We start from the raw sequence: 13,976 nt of genomic DNA, 5'->3' as shown, positions 1-13,976 counted from the left end.
ACGCCCCATGACTAAGATTGTTCGCCGCCCCACTGTCGATGACCGCCACCTGCCTGCCCACCTGCCCGATCTGCTTCGCCAGTTGTATGCCCGTCGCGGCGTAAGCGGCGGCCACGAGCTGGAGCGGGAGCTTAAGGGATTGCTGAATCCGGCCACCCTTAAAGGTACCGAGGCGGCGGCGGTACTGTTGGCGGATGCCCTGCAGCGTCAGCAGGCGATTTTGGTGGTGGGGGACTTTGATGCCGATGGCGCCACCTCCAGCGCCCTGACGGTGATGGCGATGCGGATGATGGGGGCGCAGAAGATCGATTACCTGGTGCCGAACCGGTTCGATTATGGCTATGGCCTCAGCCCTGAGCTGGTGGAGCTGGCCACCGGGATGCAGGCGGAAGTGCTGGTGACCGTGGACAACGGCATCTCGGCCCACGAGGGGGTTGATGCGGCCAAGGCGGCGGGCATGACGGTGATCGTGACCGACCACCACCTGCCGGGCGAGCGGCTGCCCGAGGCCGACGCCATCGTGAACCCCAGCCAGCCGGGCTGTGAGTTTGCCTCCAAGGCGATGGCCGGTGTGGGGGTGGCGTTCTACCTGATGCTGGCCCTGCGGGGGCAGCTGAGGCAACGGGGCTGGTTCGAGCAACAGCAGATTGCGGTGCCAAACATGGCCACCCTGCTGGATGTGGTGGCCCTGGGCACCGTTGCCGATGTGGTGCCGCTGGACGCCAACAATCGCCTGCTGGTGCAGCAGGGGATTCAGCGGATTCGCGCCGGCCGCTGCCGGCCCGGCATTACCGCACTGCTGGAGGTGGCCGGTCGTAGCGCCGACCGGCTGGTGGCCTCGGATCTGGGCTTTTCTGTCGGCCCCAGGCTCAACGCTGCCGGCCGCCTGGACGACATGTCACTGGGGATCGAGTGCCTGCTGGCGGACAACCTGGTGACCGCCCGGCAGTTGGCCAGTCGTCTCGACAGTCTCAATGCCGAGCGTCGGGAGATTGAGGCAGAGATGCAGCAGGAGGCGGTGCAGGCGCTGGAATCGCTGCAACTCAGGGATGATGACCTGCCCTGGGGGGTGGCGCTGTATCAGGCCGACTGGCATCAGGGGGTGATTGGCATCCTGGCGTCCAGAATCAAGGAGCGTTACCACCGGCCGGTGATCGCCTTTGCCGATGCCGGCAACGGCGAGCTCAAGGGCTCGGCCCGCTCCATCCCTGGTTTGCACATGCGTGACCTGCTGGAGCGCATCGATACTCTGAATCCGGGCATGATCCTCAAATTCGGCGGTCACGCCATGGCCGCCGGCCTGAGCCTGAAAGCGCAGAGCTACCTGGCGTTTGCCAAGGCCTATAATGCGGCGGTGCATGAGCTGCTGGATGAGTCGCAGTTAACCGGCGAGCTGCTCAGTGACGGTGAATTGCCGGCGGCCAGCCTGAGCCTGGAGACTGCTCGGGTGCTGCGGGAAGCGGGTCCCTGGGGCCAGGCGTTTCCAGAGCCGCTGTTCGACGGCCATTTCCGCTTGTTGGATCAACGTCTGGTGGGACACAAACACCTGAAGATGGTGGTGGAGACCGCCTGTGGCAGCCTGCAGCTGGATGCCATCGCCTTTAACGTCGACCTTAAGCAGTGGCCCAACGCCTCGGTGCAGTGGGTCGAGCTGGCGTACCGGCTCGACGTTAATCACTGGCGCGGCAACGACAGCATCCAGCTGATGGTGGAGTTTATCGATCCTCGCTGAGTGAGCGGCGGTGCCTGTGGCTCAGCAGCAGCATCAGAATCAGCAACAGTGGCCAGATGACCAGTATTGGCACCTGCTGGCCGGCCAGGGTGAACCCCAACAGGGCCAGGGTGGCGGTGAACAGCGCCAGGGGCAACTGAGTCCGGACATGATCCACCGGCGTGCAGCCGCTGGCGGTGGCGCTGAGCACCGTGGTGTCAGAGATGGGCGAGCAGTGGTCGCCAAACACCGAGCCTGCCATCACTGCACTCAGAGCCACCAGCAGCAGTTCCGGCTGCAGTTGATGGGCAATGTCGGCGCCGATGGGGATCATCAGGGCAAAGGTGCCCCAGCTGGAGCCGGTGGCAAAGGCCGTCACGGCGCACAGCAGGAACATCCCTGGCAGCAGCAATCCGGGGTGCAGGTGGGCGGCGGCCCAGGTTGCCATCACCTTGCCGGTTCCCAGGTCGCCAATGGCGCGGCCAATCATCCAGGTAAACATCAATATCGCCAGTGCCACCGTGACGCTGCGCAGGCCATGGCCGGCACTGATCACCAGGCTCTGCCACGAATGCTGGCGCCGACGCAGTAACCCCAGCGCCAGGGCGACCGCCAGCAGGCAGGCGTTGCGCATGGCGCCGCCGATGTCGGCATTGGCCAGCCACTGCAGCAGCTGACCGTTGTCGCTGCGCTGGATGCCGGAGAGGAGCGCCAGGATCAGGCTGCCGAAAATCAGCACCGCCACCGGCAGTCCCAGTAACCAGGGAGACCCCTGAGGCTCCGGCTCGTCTGAACGGGCGATCGGCGCGGGCAAAGGACCGCGAAAGCCCAGGTTGGTCCAGGCGACCACCAGCGCCAACAACAGGGTGCCGATGGCGTAGAAGTTAAAACTGGCGATGGTCAGAAACGCCGCCAGCGGCGGCAGCGTCAGGAAACTGATGCTGGCCAGCAGGGTCATGACGTAGGGGCCCCAGCTGGAAAACGGCAGAATCGAGCACAGCGGCGAGGCGGTGCTGTCCACCAGATAAGCCAGCTGAGTATTGCGGATGCGGTAGCGCTCACTCAACGGCCGGCTGACGTTGCCGTTGGCCAGACAGCTGAAGATGCCGTCGATGAACACCAGCCATCCCACCAGCACCACTGCCAGCCTGGCCTGGCGCCGGGAGCGAATGCGGGGGAACAGCCAGTCTGCAAAGGCGGCGACCGCCCCGCTGCGCGCCAGCAGTTGAGTCAGCACCCCCAGCAGGGCGATGGTGGCGATGACGTCCAGGTGCCAGCGTTGCCACTGGCCGTCGGCGTACAGCTGGCCGAGGAAGTTGAGGCTCAGGTACTCCAGCGGCCCGGTGAGGCTGCCCCAGTGCAGAATCAGTGCCGCCAGCAGCAGGCCGCTGCCCAGTGCCAGCAGGGTCCGGCGCAGTACCAGTGCCATGGTGATGGTCAGCAGTACCGGCAGCAGGCTTAAAAGTTCTTTGGATATCATTGCGTTGCTTGGCGTCCTTTGGATTGTTGCCATCATGCCCCAAGGATCACGCCAATTGCCAGCACTGCCCGGCTTTTTCGCGCATTCGCTATGAGCTGTCTCGGTTGCGGTTACGACGAAGGGTGGCCGGGGTAAAAAGTACTCAATTCCTTCGGCCCGATAGGTGCAGTGGCGCTGACTTTCGGTTAAAATTGCCGGTTTGCATAGTGTCATCAATCTGTAGGACGGAAATGTTCGAAATTAATCCGGTTCAAAACAAGATTAAGGAGTTGTCTGAGCGGACAAATCTCCTTAGGGGGTACCTTTGACTATGACGCCAAGAAAGAGCGTCTAGAAGAGGTCAATGCCGAGCTGGAGCAGCCGGACGTGTGGAACGAACCTGAGCGAGCTCAGGCGTTGGGCCGTGAACGGGGTGCTCTGGAAGAGGTGGTGAAAACCATCGACGATCTGGACCAGGGTCTGGAAGACGTGGCCGAGCTGCTGGAGCTGGCGGTGGAAGAGGAAGACGAAGACAGCTTCCTGGAAACCCAGTCCGAGCTGGAGGAGCTGGAAGCGCGTCTGGCCAAGCTGGAGTTCCGTCGCATGTTCTCCGGGCCACAAGATGGCAGCGATGCCTACCTGGATCTGCAGGCCGGTTCCGGCGGTACCGAAGCCCAGGACTGGTGCAACATGCTGCTGCGCATGTACCTGCGCTGGGGTGAGGCCAAAGGCTTTAAGACCGAAATTTTCGAACTGTCCGAAGGGGATGTGGCCGGCATTAAGAGTGCCACCATCAAGTTCTCCGGCGAATACGCCTATGGCTGGCTGCGCACCGAAACCGGCGTGCACCGCCTGGTTCGTAAGTCACCGTTTGATTCCGGCGGCCGTCGTCATACCTCTTTCTCGTCGGCGTTTGCCTACCCGGAAGTGGACGACAACATCAACATCGACATCAACCCGGCTGAGTTGCGCATCGACGTATACCGGGCATCCGGTGCCGGTGGTCAGCACGTGAACACCACCGAATCGGCGGTGCGGATTACTCACCTGCCGACCAATACCGTGGTGCAGTGCCAGAACGAACGTTCGCAGCACAAAAACAAAGATCAGGCGATGAAGCAGTTGAAAGCCAAGCTCTATGAGCTGGAGCTGCAGAGCCAGAACGCGGAGAAGCAGGCAGCGGAAGACGCCAAGTCCGACATCGGTTGGGGCAGCCAGATTCGCTCCTACGTATTGGATGACTCGCGCATCAAGGATCTGCGCACCGGGGTGGAAAACCGAAATACCCAGCAGGTACTGGATGGCGATCTGGATCGCTTTATCGAAGCCAGCCTGAAATCCGGCCTATAAGATTGAGTAGAGAAAATGACTGAACAGGTTCAAGACGAAAACAAGTTGATTGCAGAACGTCGTGCCAAGCTGGCTACGATTCGCGAAAACTGCGCCGCCAATGGCCATCCCAACAGCTGGCGCCCGGAGCACAAAGCGTCCGAGCTGCAGGCTCAATTTGGTCACAAGACCAAAGCCGAGCTGGAAGAGGAAGGCCACATCGTCTCCATCGCCGGCCGCATCATGGCCAAGCGTGGTCCGTTCCTGGCCATCCAGGACGTTAGCGGTCGCATTCAGGGCTACGCCTCCAAAGAGGTGCAGAAAGAGCTGAAGGCCATCGGTGGCCTGGACATCGGTGACATCATCGGCATCAAAGGCCAGCTTCACCTGTCCGGTAAGGGTGACCTGTATGTGGACATGGGTGAGTACCAGCTGTTGACCAAGGCACTGCGTCCGTTGCCTGAGAAGTTCCACGGCCTGACCGATCAGGAGCAACGCTACCGTCAGCGTTACGTGGATCTGATCGTCAACGAAGAGTCCCGCAACGCCTTCGTGATCCGCTCCAAGCTGGTGGCGGCGATTCGCCGTTTCATGGAGTCCAAGCAGTTCATGGAAGTGGAAACTCCTATGATGCAGCTGATCCCTGGTGGCGCCACTGCCCGTCCGTTCATGACTCATCACAACGCCCTGGATCAGCAGATGTTCCTGCGTATCGCGCCGGAGCTCTACTTGAAGCGATTGGTTGTGGGCGGTTTCGATCGGGTGTTTGAGATCAACCGTAACTTCCGTAACGAAGGCCTGTCTCCTCGTCATAACCCCGAGTTCACCATGATGGAATTCTACATGGCGTACGCGGATTACAACGATCTGATGGATCTGACTGAAGAGATGTTGCATACCGTGGCGGTGGAGGTGCTGGGCGCCAGCTCCATGCCGTACGGTGACGAAACCGTCGAGTTTGGTGGCACCTATACCCGCATGAGCATGCTGGAGGCCATTAAGCACTACAACCCGGATCACGCCGATATTCAGGCGCTGACTTACGACTTGGTGCAGGATCGCGACCACATGGCCGCCATCGCCAAGTCCGTCAATATCGAGGTGGAGTCATTCTGGACCTGTGGTCAGCTGCTGGAGGAGATCTTCGGTGAGACCGCCGAGCCTCAGCTGATTCAGCCGACCTTCATCACCGAGTATCCGGCCGACATCTCGCCGCTGGCCCGTCGTAACGACCATAACCCCTTCATCACCGACCGTTTCGAGTTCTTTATCGGTGGCCGTGAAGTGGCCAATGGCTTCTCCGAGCTGAATGATGCCGAAGATCAGGATGCCCGCTTCAAGGCTCAGGTGGACGCCAAGGACGCCGGTGATGACGAAGCGATGTACTACGACGCCGACTACATCACCGCACTGGAGCATGGTCTGCCACCAACTGCCGGCCAGGGCATCGGCATCGACCGTCTGGCGATGCTGTTCACCAACACTCACACCATCCGTGATGTGATTTTGTTCCCGGCGATGCGACCTCAGTCCAACGGCTAAGGATTCGGCACGTCGACAAAAACCGGGCATCTTGCCCGGTTTTTTTATGCCTGTGGAGTGGTGGAAAAGCCAGCGCTTGCACTCGCTGGCCGCCTCGATGGCCCGCCACGCCGGTAATGTTAATCATTTGTGATTGTTGTATTCGCTGCCATTTCCGGAACCGGGCGAGGATCTCACTGCCGCTGTCATTAAAAGCCAGTTAAAAAACAAGGTGATGGGTTTTATCCGCAGTGGGCCTCGGATTGTACTTGTGATTTTGTGATCTTGATCACCTAGAGAGTTATGCTGGCTGAATCCGGTACGCTGGCGGATGAAACTGGGGTTTTCCCGGTTTTGGGTTGGATGTTTTCTCTAAACTTGAGTTGGTAATTGGATAAATCAACTGTTAACGAGCTGGCAACCGCTGCCATTTCGCTGGCAGGGGGCGTATGATGCGATGCCAACAGTGACGGTACCAGGGAATGGTACCGCGACAATGAGCAGGACGCCGGCGGCAGTATCGGGAATCAACATGCAATCACACTCGCTCTCCAAGCGCATCTTTACCGGCCTGTTCAGTGGCCTGATTCTGGGTGGCCTGATTCAGTTCGGCCTCAGTGACGTCGACTTTTTCCAGCAGACGCTGGTGGGGCTGGCCAGCATGGGGGGACAGCTGTTTGTAAACCTCATCATGCTGCTGGTGGTGCCACTGGTGTTTTTCTCCATCGTCAGTGGCGTGTGTGAGTTGCCCGACATCAAGGCCTTCGGTCGCCTCGGCAGCAAGACCTTTGGTCTTTATATTCTCAATACTCTGGTGGCCATCAGTGCGGCGGTGGCGATCGCGCTGGTGTTTGAGCCGGGCGCCGGGGCCAACCTTGTGGCCATGGGCAGTGCAGAGATCAAGGCCACCGAACTGCCGAATATCACCGATCTGGTTCTCAATATCGTGCCCCGCAACCCCATCGATGCCTTTGCCTCCGGCAACATGCTGCAGGTGATCTTTATGGCGTTGTTGCTGGGTGCCGGCATTAAGAAATTGGGTCAGGAGGTGGAGGGCGTGGCCCGGGCCTTTGCCACCGGCAATAAGATTATGATGACTCTGATCACCATGGTGATGAGTCTGGCGCCCTATGGGGTGTTCTGCCTGATGCTGAAGCTGGGGGCGACCCTGGAAGCGGATACCTTCCTGTCGGTAATGGGTTACCTGGGACTGATTCTGTCGCTGCTGCTGTTCTGGCTGTTTGTGGTGTACCCGACCGTGGTGGGGATGACCACCAGCATGAGTGCCTCTGAGTTTCGCCGCAAGACCCAGGAGCAGGTGCTGTTTTCTTTCTCCACTGCCAGCTCTAACGCCACCATCCCGGTGACCATGCGCACCTTGATTGACAAGATTGGCGTCAGTCGGGCCACCGCTGGCTTTGGCGTTCCCCTGGGGGCGACCATGAACATGAGCGGTGTATCCATCTACATCACCATCGCTGCCTTCTTCCTGGGTAACGCCTACGGTGCACCGATCACCATGGAACAGTTGCCATCGTTGGTGACCGCCTGCTTCCTGCTGTCGGTGGGGGCTGGCGGCGTGCCTGGCGGCGGCATGGTAATGATTGGGGTGCTGATTCACCAGATGGGTCTGCCGGTGGAAGCCTTTGCCCTGGTGGCGGCGCTGGATCGGGTCATCGACATGGTGTTGACCTCCACCAACGTGGTGGGGGACACCGCGGTGGTGACCATTGTCGACAAGACCGAACCGGCGATGGAGGCCGAGCCTCTGACTCAGCCCAGCTCTCAGCCTCTGTCCTGATTTTTGACTGACCTTGAATAAAGACCCCGCCAGTGCGGGGTTTTTCTTTATGGGGAGTCTGTTATGCTGGTCAATAATGCGGCGCAATCAGGGGCAATGGAATGAGCGTTTGGGTTAATGGAACCGTAGTAGAGCGTATTGATTGGAATGACAAACTGTTCACTCTCAAAGTGGAGGCGGACACCGATCCTTTTGTTGCCGGCCAGTTCACCAAGCTGGGGTTGGAGCAGGAGGGGGAGCGGTTGCAACGGGCCTACTCCTACGTTAACGCCCCGTCACAGCAGCCACTGGAGTTTCTGGCGGTGGCGGTAGAAGACGGCAGTCTGTCGCCGCGCTTGCAGGATCTGCACCCCGGCGATCAGCTGATGGTGGCTAAACGGGCCACCGGTTTTATGGTACTGGATGAAGTGCCGGCGGGACGTGACATGTGGATGCTGGCCACCGGCACTGCCGTGGGGCCTTTCTTGTCGATGCTGCGCAGTGACGACACCTGGGAGCAGTTCGAAACCTTTAACCTGGTGTATGCCGTTCGTGAGCTTCGGGATATGGCCTACCTGGAGGAGATTCGAGCCTTGGAGGCCGCCCGCCCGGAGCAGTTTCGATTTGTACCTGTGGTCAGCCGCGAAAGCATCGATGGCATGCTGCAGGGACGGATTCCGGAGTTGATCTCCCAGGGCAAAATTCAGGAGTATGCCGATACCCCGATCACCCCCTCCCGCAGTCAGGTGATGATCTGCGGTAACCCGGACATGATTCGCGATACCGTGGCGGTGCTGGAAGGGATGAAACTGCGTAAGAACCTGCGCAGGACGCCGGGGCAGATCACCATGGAGAAATACTGGTAGTGGCGTGCCGGAGTGTGCGCCTTGTTCGCTGCTGGAGGTGAGTGTCATGATGCTGCATTACTCTGATGCCTCTCCCTTTGCCCGCCTGACCCGGGTGGTGGCCCGGGAGTTGGCGGTGGAGGGCGTCAATGAGGTACGCTGGAATCCGTTTGACGATGAAACCCGCCAACACAACCCGTTGGGGAAGATCCCCTTTCTGATCATGCGTGACCATCAGGCGCTGTTTGACAGCGACGTCATCTGTCGTTACTTCGATTCCGAATGGGGCAATCAGACCCTGTTCCTGCCTTTGGCCCACCACTGGGGCCGCCAGTCGATGAATGCGCTGTTGCAGGGATTGCTGGAGACGGCGGTGGCGCTGCGCATCGAGCACACTCGAGAGGATGAGGGCAGTGCGTCGCCGTTCTGGAGTCAGCGCCACCGGGATACCCTGCAACAGGGACTAACGGCCCTGGCGTCACAGTTGCCACTGCTGCCGGAGGAGTGGTCGATTCTGGACATCAAACTGGTGTGCCTGTTGGAGTATCTGGACTTTCGTCATCCCGGACTGGGCTGGCGCAAACACCACCCCCGCCTCAAGGCGTGGCTGGAGTTGGTGAGGGACCGTCCCAGCTTGATCGCCACCCGGCCGCAATAGCGGTAAAGATCAAAAAAGCGGCCCGCAGGCCGCCCGAATGAGACTGAGTTTAGTTGCGGTAGCTGTTGCCGACGTCCGGCTCCCGGTTGCTGGCCTGAGGCACGTGGCACTGATTGCAGTTGTAGAAGCGGTTATCAAGCTTGCCGTCGTCCAGATAGTGGCTGGGATCGATGGCGGTGGTCTTCATCCGCTTGGCTTTCGCCGGTGAGTGACAACTGACGCAACCGTTGCGTTTCAGGTTGATGGGGTAGCTGGCCTTATGCGGCACCAGCGGCGGCTGATGCGCCATGGTCCGTTCGATGGACTTGCCCTTTTTCGGATACTGGGCCGCCGCTTCCGGCGCGCCCTGTTCGGCCACCGGGGTGGCGCCGCGCAGAGATTGAGTTACGGCATCGTCCCCGGCCCTGGTCGCAGATGCCAGAGTCAGTGTGCTCACCAAGGTGGTGATGATAATGGCTGTTTTCATTGTGCTTCCCCTTACGCCTTAACCACTTTAACCGGACATTTCTTGAAATCGGTCTCTTTCGAGAGCGGGTCGGTGGCGTCCAGTAGCAGCTTGTTGACCAGCTGGCGGGCGTCGAAGAACGGCATAAACACCAATCCCTGAGGCGGCTTGTTGCGTCCCTTGGTTTCGACCCGGGTGCGCACTTCGCCCCGTGGGCTGGAGACCACCACTTCGTCGCCCTGTTTGACGCCCCGTTGCTTGGCATCCTGGGGGTGCATGTAGATCTTGGCGTGAGGGTAGGCCTTATCCAGCTCGGCTACCCGCTTGGTCATGGTGCCGGTGTGCCAGTGTTCCAGTACTCGTCCGGTGGACAGCCACAGATCGTACTCTTCGTTTGGCTCCTCCACCGGTGGCTCATAAGGCGAGGCGATGATCAATGCCTTGCCGTCCGGCTTACCGTAGAAGTCGAAGTCGGATCCCTTCTTGGCATATGGGTCCATGCCCTCTTTGAAGCGCCATTTGGTTTCCTGGCCATCGATCACCGGCCAGCGTTTACCGCGGACTTCATGATAGACGTCGAACTGATCCAGGTCGTGCTTGTGACCCCGGCCAAAGTCGGCGTACTCCTCAAACAGCCCTTTCTGCACGTAGTAGCCGAAGTCGTCGGATTCATCGTTATAGCGGCCTTTGCACTCGGAGCGCGGGTACTTGTCGACGACGCCGTTGGCGAACAGCACGTCGTACAGGGTTTTGCCACGGTATTCCGGCTTCTGCATCAACAGCTCGTCGCCCCACACCTCTTCCACCTTGAAGCGCTTGGAGAACTCCATGATCTGCCACAGATCCGATTTGGCACCGGGCTGAGGCTTGACCATCTGGTGCCAGAACTGGGTCCGGCGCTCGGCGTTACCGGTGGCACCCTCTTTCTCCACCCACATGGCGGTGGGCAGCACCAGATCCGCCACCATGGCCGTGACCGTCGGGTAGGGGTCGGAAACGATAATGAAGTTGTCCGGGTTGAGGTAGCCAGGCAGGGCTTCCTCATTGGTGTTGGGGCCCGCCTGCATGTTGTTGGTACACAGGGTCCAGTAGACGTTCATCTTGCTGTCTTTCAGCATCCGGTTGTGCAGGACGGCGTGGTAGCCCGGCTTGGCTGGAATGGTGCCAGCTGGCAGCTGCCACTTACTTTCGGCAATGGTTCGGTGGTTGTCGTTCATCACCACCATGTCGGCAGGCAGACGATGGGCGAAGGTGCCCACTTCCCGGGCGGTACCACAGGCTGACGGCTGGCCGGTGAGGGAGAACGGACTGTTGCCGGGCTCGGAGATCTTGCCGGTCAGCAGGTGCAGGTTGTAGATGGAGTTGTTGGCCCAGACGCCGCGAACGTGCTGGTTGATGCCCATGCACCACAGGCTCATCACCTTGGTCTTAGGATCGGCGTAGACCTTGGCCAGCTGCTCCAGGTTCTCCTTGGGCACACCGGACATCTGGTGGGCGTACTCCAGGGTGTAGCTGGAGACGTACTTGGCGTAGTCGTCAAAGCTGATTCCCGTCATCTTGCCGTTACCCGGGTTCTTGGCTTTCTTTTCCAGAGGGTGCTCGGGGCGCAGGCCATAGCCGATGTCCGGAGTCGCTTCGGCAAACTTGGTGTGTTTGTTGATGAAGTCGGTGTTCACCGCCTTGTTCTGAATGATGTAGTTGGCGATGTAGTTCAGGATCACCAGATCCGATTGTGGCTTCATCACCATCTTGTTGTCCGCCAGCTCGAAGCAGCGGTTTTCATAGGTCGACAGCACATGGACGCTGGTGCCCGGGTTGGACAGGCGACGGTCGGACATGCGAGACCACAGAATCGGGTGCATCTCGGCGGCGTTGGAGCCCCACAGGATGAAGGCGTCGGCGTGTTCGATGTCATCGTAGCAGCCCATGGGCTCGTCGATGCCAAAGGCGCGCAGGAAGCCAACGACCGCAGAAGCCATACAGTGACGGGCATTGGGGTCGATGTTGTTGGATCGGAAACCGGCCTTCATCAGTTTGGCGGCGGCGTAGCCTTCCCATATGGTCCACTGGCCGGAGCCGAACATACCGACCGAGGTGGGACCTTTGGCCTTCAGGGCGGTTTTCCATTTATCGGCCATCACGTCGAAAGCCTGATCCCAGTTGACCGGGGTTAGCTCACCGGATTTGTCGAACTGGCCGTTTTTCATTCGCAGCAGCGGTTGGCTGAGGCGATCCTCTCCGTACATGATCTTCGGCAGGAAATAGCCTTTGATGCAGGTCAGTCCTTTGTTGACCGGGCTTTCCGGGTCGCCCTGAGAGGCCACGACACGACCGTTTTTGGTGCCCACCATGACCGAGCAGCCGACGCCACAGAAGCGGCATGCGGCTTTGTCCCACTGGATCTCCTGGTTAGCTTCGGTGGCGGCTTCCACCACCTTGACCGGCAGGGTGGCACCCACAGCCGTGGCGGCGGCGACGGCGGCGTTGGCCTTTAGAAATTTACGACGGCTGATGCTCATGCAGTGTCCTTGTCTTCGAACTGTTCGACTTGGTGATAGGCCAGGGCCGATGAGATGACGCCCTGAAGTTGATTGATGGTTTCGATGCCATTGAGCACCGCCTGGCGGCTATCGCCCTCCAGGGTAACGACCAGCTTATGGTCGTCGGTGGTCGCGACCAACTCGGCGCCGGCCACCTCAGCAATCTGCTGCTGCAGTTGCTGTTGATGGGTGGGGTTGGCGTGAACCGCCAGACTGACTACGTGGTATTCCTGACTCATGGTGCGTTCCAAAAGCGGGTTTAAAATCAGTATGGTTTTGCGGCCGCCACAGCCAAATACCCCCTAAGTAATAATGGGCAAAATGGCCGATCCCGGTCACTGTATCTGGCCTATTTTGTAAATGATTTGAATTGGTTTTGACTGGCTTGATACTGAAAACCAATGGTTTTTAACCTAGACTCAATCTGTTGCCTGGACAGTCCGAGGTCGTCTTCCAGCGCAGCTAGGTCGCCACAGTCGTGCCGCAGACGCTCATTGACGATGCCCAGTAGAATGTTGGCGTCCAGTCGCTCGGGGTGGTCAATTTCCATGGGACCTCCGGTGGTTTATGACCCTGTTGGGATTAACTATAGACCAACTGGGTGAGGATGATTCAGGGCTGGAATTTATCGGGGAATCATAAAAGTAATCAGAAATCTTTTTGCAAAAACAGGCCTTTAAAACCCGTTGGTGCCAAGGCACTATGGACAAGGAAGCGCAAAGGAATGAGAAGCCCATGAGAATGATACCTTGGTTGTTGCCGTTGCTGCTGAGTCTGTCCCTGCCTTCGCTGGCCCAGGACTACGGGCCTCTGGTGGTGAAGGCCCAGTCGCCGTTGCAGGCACAGAACTACACGCCGATGCTACGCAGCGGCGCGGTGCTGGATACGGGGACGGTGGAGTGGTTGGTGAATGGCACCATCGCCAGTGTTTGGGCCGAGACTCCGGACTACGTGATGGATTACTACCATAATGAAGTGAATCTCGGGGTGCGCTTTGCCCCGGTCGAGCGCTGGGAGTTTGAACTCAACTACCAGTATCGCTTCGCCGCCAACAATGGCCTGGACAGCGTCACCGAGAAGTTTCATGACTTTTTTGGCCTGGGGCATAATGGCCGTGAGGATGTGCCGAAACACCGGTTCTATATTGAAGCCCCCGGGGTGTTGCTGGAAGACTTCAAAGGGGAGACTCTCAATAACGCCCTGACCGGCTACGCTGGCTATCAATTGTACCGCCAGGGCGCGCAGGCTCTGTCGGCGGGGGTTGGGTTGTTTTACAACTATGTGGCCTCGGGGCCGTTTGAGGTGAGCTCGTTTGAACAGGTACTGCAGCTGAATTATCGTTATGATGCCGGTGGCAAGCATGGATTTTATGCCACCGTGGGCACCGCCCACAGTAGCAATGCTAAAACCTCCGGTGGTCTGGAACTCAGTGACTGGGCCTGGATGCTGGCGGGCAGTTACCAGTATCGGTTCAACCCCAGGCACAGCGTGCTACTGGAGTACCACGCCTACAGTGGCGAAACCAAAGAGGTGGATGAGTTGGATGAAATCTCCCACGAGTTTCTGTTGGGGTATCGCTATCACATGACCCGTGGCGCCATCGAGTTCACCATCATTGAGAACGTATTCAATATGGATAACAGCACCGACATCGCCTTTTCATTGGGATACCGGCATCGGCTCTGAAG

At 59.2% G+C, this 13,976-nt stretch carries 12 protein-coding genes; 7 read left to right on the top strand and 5 right to left on the bottom strand.

Annotation, left to right across the window (positions count from 1 at the left end):
- The first annotated feature begins 7 nt into the window (after positions 1-7).
- Positions 8-1,732: a single-stranded-DNA-specific exonuclease RecJ gene (recJ, locus tag BLT77_RS10215; RefSeq protein ID WP_090365172.1), complete on the top strand. Its 1,725-nt coding sequence runs from the start codon at positions 8-10 to the stop codon at positions 1,730-1,732.
- Here the strand turns inward: recJ and BLT77_RS10210 are convergent.
- Positions 1,716-3,191 carry a Na+/H+ antiporter NhaC family protein gene (locus tag BLT77_RS10210; protein WP_176819269.1) on the bottom strand — a complete coding sequence of 492 codons (1,476 nt, stop codon included), beginning with the start codon at positions 3,189-3,191 and terminating at the stop codon, positions 1,716-1,718. The two genes, recJ and BLT77_RS10210, sit on opposite strands and share 17 nt — an antisense overlap.
- 230 nt (positions 3,192-3,421) lie before the next feature.
- Between BLT77_RS10210 and prfB the strand changes: the two genes are divergently transcribed.
- The 5 genes from prfB (at position 3,422) to BLT77_RS10185 (ending at position 9,303) form a co-directional block, all read left to right on the top strand.
- Positions 3,422-4,520 (top strand): peptide chain release factor 2 gene (gene prfB, locus BLT77_RS10205; RefSeq protein ID WP_143026609.1). Its coding sequence is split into 2 segments (ribosomal slippage): positions 3,422-3,496 and positions 3,498-4,520, totalling 1,098 coding nucleotides; the frame shifts between segments, so codons are not numbered across the junction.
- A 15-nt stretch (positions 4,521-4,535) separates the two neighbouring features.
- Positions 4,536-6,041, top strand: coding sequence for a lysine--tRNA ligase (lysS, locus tag BLT77_RS10200; protein WP_090365170.1), 1,506 nt, complete (start codon positions 4,536-4,538; stop codon positions 6,039-6,041).
- Between the two features lie 511 nt (positions 6,042-6,552).
- Complete coding sequence (locus BLT77_RS10195) at positions 6,553-7,821, top strand: dicarboxylate/amino acid:cation symporter (RefSeq protein ID WP_090365169.1); 1,269 nt, start codon at positions 6,553-6,555, stop codon at positions 7,819-7,821.
- A 101-nt stretch (positions 7,822-7,922) separates the two neighbouring features.
- The gene (locus BLT77_RS10190) at positions 7,923-8,666 is read left to right on the top strand and encodes a ferredoxin--NADP reductase (RefSeq protein ID WP_090365168.1); all 744 of its coding nucleotides are present in this window, start codon (positions 7,923-7,925) and stop codon (positions 8,664-8,666) included.
- A 46-nt stretch (positions 8,667-8,712) separates the two neighbouring features.
- Positions 8,713-9,303: a glutathione S-transferase family protein gene (locus BLT77_RS10185; RefSeq protein WP_090365167.1), complete on the top strand. Its 591-nt coding sequence runs from the start codon at positions 8,713-8,715 to the stop codon at positions 9,301-9,303.
- A gap of 49 nt (positions 9,304-9,352) precedes the next feature.
- Here BLT77_RS10185 and BLT77_RS10180 read toward each other — a convergent pair whose 3' ends face one another.
- The 4 genes from BLT77_RS10180 to BLT77_RS10165 form a co-directional block, all read right to left on the bottom strand.
- The gene (locus BLT77_RS10180; RefSeq protein WP_090365166.1) at positions 9,353-9,769 is read right to left on the bottom strand and encodes a nitrate reductase cytochrome c-type subunit; all 417 of its coding nucleotides are present in this window, start codon (positions 9,767-9,769) and stop codon (positions 9,353-9,355) included.
- An 11-nt stretch (positions 9,770-9,780) separates the two neighbouring features.
- Entirely contained in the window at positions 9,781-12,267 is a 2,487-nt protein-coding gene (napA, locus tag BLT77_RS10175) for a nitrate reductase catalytic subunit NapA (protein ID WP_090365165.1), read from the bottom strand.
- A complete protein-coding gene (locus BLT77_RS10170) occupies positions 12,264-12,527 on the bottom strand; it encodes a chaperone NapD (RefSeq protein WP_090365164.1) in 264 nt (87 codons plus the stop codon). The genes napA and BLT77_RS10170 overlap by 4 nt, the downstream gene beginning before the upstream one ends.
- Positions 12,528-12,637: 110 nt before the next feature.
- Positions 12,638-12,838, bottom strand: a complete 201-nt coding sequence (locus BLT77_RS10165; RefSeq protein ID WP_090365163.1) for a DUF4250 domain-containing protein — start codon at positions 12,836-12,838, stop codon at positions 12,638-12,640.
- A gap of 185 nt (positions 12,839-13,023) precedes the next feature.
- On the opposite strand from BLT77_RS10165, the gene BLT77_RS10160 reads away from it, so the two are divergent.
- The gene (locus BLT77_RS10160) at positions 13,024-13,974 is read left to right on the top strand and encodes a DUF3187 family protein (protein ID WP_218126925.1); all 951 of its coding nucleotides are present in this window, start codon (positions 13,024-13,026) and stop codon (positions 13,972-13,974) included.
- Positions 13,975-13,976: the final 2 nt, after the last annotated feature.

It is taken from the genome of Ferrimonas sediminum, from assembly GCF_900100175.1.
GTDB lineage: Bacteria > Pseudomonadota > Gammaproteobacteria > Enterobacterales > Shewanellaceae > Ferrimonas > Ferrimonas sediminum.
Note: the sequence above shows the minus strand (reverse complement) of the source record. Positions and strands in the feature narration are given on the sequence as shown.